1 protein-coding gene is annotated in these 1,053 nt (G+C 54.7%); it reads right to left on the reverse strand.

The features are described 5' to 3' along the window. Nucleotides 1–1,052: photosystem II D2 protein (photosystem q(a) protein) (gene psbD / locus Q5691_RS27615; protein ID WP_333297950.1), on the reverse strand; the 1,052-nt coding region annotated here is incomplete at its 3' end. Nucleotide 1,053 lies beyond the last annotated feature (1 nt).

The following is a 1,053-nucleotide window of genomic DNA, read 5'->3' on the forward strand; positions in this document are numbered from 1 at the left end:
GCGTTACCGCGAGGCAGAACTTCTTCAGGGAAGATGAAGTTTTCGTGGGGTTGGTCTGTCGGAGCCATCCAAGCACGAATGCCTTCATTAAGCAGAATGTTCTTAGTGTAGAACGTTTCAAACTCAGGATCTTCAGCAGCGCGTAATTCTTGTGATACGAAGTCATAGGCGCGCAGGTTTAATGCTAAACCGACGATGCCAATGGAACTCATCCACAAGCCTGTAACAGGTACGAACAGCATGAAGAAGTGCAACCAGCGTTTGTTGGAGAAGGCAATTCCGAAGATTTGCGACCAAAAACGGTTGGCTGTAACCATCGAGTAGGTTTCTTCTGACTGAGTTGGGTTGAAGGCGCGGAAGGTGTTTGAGCCTTCGCCGTCTTCAAACAAGGTGTTTTCTACGGTTGCACCGTGGATGGCGCACAACAGCGCACCGCCCAAGATGCCTGCAACGCCCATCATGTGGAAGGGGTTGAGCGTCCAGTTGTGGAAGCCTTGCAGGAATAACAAAAAGCGGAAAATTGCTGCGACGCCGAAACTGGGGGCGAAGAACCAGCCTGATTGACCCAAGGGGTAAAGCAGGAACACCGACACAAACACGGCGATGGGGCCGGTGAATGCTAGGGCGTTGTAGGGACGGATGCCTACCAAACGGGCGATTTCTATCTGACGCAGGCAAAAGCCGATCAGTGCGAAGGCGCCGTGGAGGGCTACGAATGTCCACAGCCCACCGAGTTGGAACCAGCGGGTGAAGTCCCACTGTGCTTCGGGGCCCCACAGGAACAGCAGGGAGTGTCCGAGGCTGTTGGCTGGGGTGGAGACTGCTACGGTGAGGAAGTTGGCTCCTTCGAGGTAGGAGCTTGCCAAACCGTGGGTGTACCAGGATGTGACGAAGGTGGTGCCTGTTAACCAGCCACCGATGGCTAGGTAGGCGCAGGGGAATAGCAGGATGCCAGACCAGCCTACGAAGACGAAGCGATCGCGTTTGAGCCAGTCGTCGAGGACATCAAATATGCCTCTTTCGGTCTGGGCGCGTCCGACTGCGATTGTCATT

The sequence above is a fragment of the Microcoleus sp. w1-18aA5 genome (assembly GCF_036701705.1).
Classification (GTDB): Bacteria; Cyanobacteriota; Cyanobacteriia; order Cyanobacteriales; family Microcoleaceae; genus Microcoleus.